The following is a 2,421-nucleotide window of genomic DNA, read 5'->3' on the forward strand; positions in this document are numbered from 1 at the left end:
CCGGGGGAGAGCGACGACTGGTACCACGAGATGGCCGCGTTCCTTCCGCTGCTCGCGCACCTCGAGCCGCCATCGTGCGCCACCTACATCCGCATCGATCGCTACAGCCCCTACTACGACCGCGCTCGAGAGTACGGCCTGACCCTTCGCGTGCACCCCATGATGACGCAGGTCTATCCGGTCACGGAGCGCGACGCCGCGGCGCTGTCGTATCACTTCGAGTGGGAAGGGCAGGAGGACGCGGCCCTGCGTCCGGGCATCGTGGCGATGAGCCACGCGGTGATGCAGTGGCGCGAGGCGTTCTTCGGCGATTCGCATCCGGATCTGCGCGTCTCGTGTAAGGGAGAGACGGTGGTCATCGACGACACTCGCCCGTGCGCACAGCGTCGCCAGCTTGTGCTCGAAGATGTCGATGCGCGCGTCTACCTGGCGTGCGCCGATGCGCCCACCACGAAGGGCCTGCACGAACGGGTTGGAGAGGACGTCGAGCCCTCGCTGTCGCGCTTGCGAGATGGCGGGCTTCTGCTCAGCCTCGACGGGCGCCACATCGCCCTGGCGGTTGGCGCTGACGCGCCGCCATACCCCTACTTTCGGCCCTTTCCAGGGGGAGTCGTGAATCCCCAGCGCCTCGAGCCCGAAGCGCTGATGCCGCGGGGCGCGTTCGAGCGCATGTTCGTGTTCGGCGAATCTCTCTAGGGTATCGTGCGCATCAAGCCGAACTCTACCGCGATGTCAGTGCGCTCTGTTGCTCTGCTGCTTGTGACGATGGTCAGCGTGTGCCTCCCCGCACACGCTGAGGGGCCGATGGCCCCGCTCGTCAGCACGTCTTCACCGATGGCCTCACCCACGCCGTCGTCTTCGCCCTCACCTTCTCCCTCGGCATTACATCTGGGGAAGCGTGCCGTGCGTCGCTACGACGTGCAGATGCGACGTCGAAAAGAGCAGGCCGAGCTCGAGGCCTGGCCGGGCTCATCGGCCCTCGAGGGCCTGAACACGCGATACAGGCTGGTTGGCTTCGTCGCCGCAGAGATCGTGGCCTCCAGTGGATCCATGCGCAGCAAGGGGCAGTTCATCACTGGCAGCATCGTGACCGGCCCGAATGCACCGAAGGTGGCGGGCGGACTGGGGTTCACCATCGACCACAGCCGTCTCGTCGCCGAGACTCGTACCTCGCTCGGAGGCGCGCAGCTGCATCTTCTCGGTGCGTTCGATGCGTTCAAAGAAGCAGACGTGCTGAGCCCGCACTATCGAACGCGTTCGCTCTTCGCGGAGGTCACCGATCTCGCGTTCGGGGGCGATCTGCTGGTGGGTCAGTACTGGTCGTCGGTGTCGAACCTCGAGGCGTTTCCCAATGTGCTCGATCCATCGGGCCCGAACAGCTTCTACGGTTGCCGTCGGTCGATGATAAGATGGAGCCAGCCGCTGGTCGACGGGGTGTACTTGCGGTTCTCGGGAGAGCAGCCGGAGAAGCATGTCATCCAGAATGCCGTGTCGCGTCAAGGACGTCCGGATCTCGTGGCGGCCCTCGCGTGGGAACGTGACCCCCTGTGGCTGCAGTGCTCGGTCAACACGCGCGAGCTCGTGGGCACCAGCGGTCAGACGCAGTGCGCGACCTCGGGGTGGGGCGTGAGCCTGTCGGGCAGACTCGAGATCCCGGTCGGGCGGCACACCGATCTGCTGTCTGCGGGCGCCACCTGGGGGCGCGGCATCGGCAGCTACTTCAATGACAGTGCCCCTCCGGACGCCATATTTGTCAGCAGCGCGAGCGGCAGCCGCATCGACGCGATCCCCGTCACGGGCTGGTTTGTCTCGATGCAGCATCAGTGGAGCCCGAGCTTCCACTCGGTTGTGAGCCAAGGGATTGTGAGCGCCAGCAATCTCTCGGTTCAGCCCGGAAGCTCGTTTCGACGCACGACCTATACCACCGCCAATCTCGTCTGGCAGCCCAGCGCACGCTGGATGCTAGGGGTTGAGGGTCAGTGGGGCTATCGTCGCAATCTCGATGGCGCCGCCGGCAGCGCGTCGCGGGTTCAGGTCACGACGCGTTACGATTTCTGACGAGGATCTGCTGACGTTCAGCAGACCCGGGCCAGCAGGTTTCGCCAGAAATGGCTGCCCGAGTCGTACACGGTATCGATCTGGGCTGAATCGATGAACGCATCGGGGGTCACGAATGCTCGGCCCAGTCTGCGCTGCTCGGAGACGTGTACCTCTGGGGCGTTCTCGCGCAGCCGTCGATAGACGAACTCGCTGCAGTACTCCTTCGACGCATCGTTGTCGAGGCGAAGATCGTCGTCGTAGGTGCGGGTGGCGATGGCGGCGCGTGATCCGTGCACCGTGGCCATGAGCGAGGTAAGGTCGGCATAGCGAGGCCGAAGCACAGCCAGATGGGTGAATCGAAGCCACGTGTCGACGGGCAGC

General features: G+C 65.0%; 3 protein-coding genes. 2 read left to right on the top strand and 1 reads right to left on the bottom strand.

Features of this window, described 5'->3' with window-relative positions:
- A partial coding sequence (locus EB084_23770; GenBank protein ID NDD31280.1) for a hypothetical protein occupies positions 1–696 on the top strand: 696 nt, incomplete at its 5' end.
- Positions 697–903: 207 nt separating this feature from the next.
- Positions 904–2,058: a hypothetical protein gene (locus EB084_23775; protein NDD31281.1), complete on the top strand. Its 1,155-nt coding sequence runs from the start codon at positions 904–906 to the stop codon at positions 2,056–2,058.
- A 17-nt stretch (positions 2,059–2,075) separates the two neighbouring features.
- Here the strand turns inward: EB084_23775 and EB084_23780 are convergent.
- Positions 2,076–2,421: hypothetical protein (locus tag EB084_23780; protein NDD31282.1), on the bottom strand; the 346-nt coding region annotated here is incomplete at its 5' end.

The organism is Pseudomonadota bacterium (assembly GCA_010028905.1).
Lineage (GTDB): Bacteria > Vulcanimicrobiota > Xenobia > RGZZ01 > RGZZ01 > RGZZ01.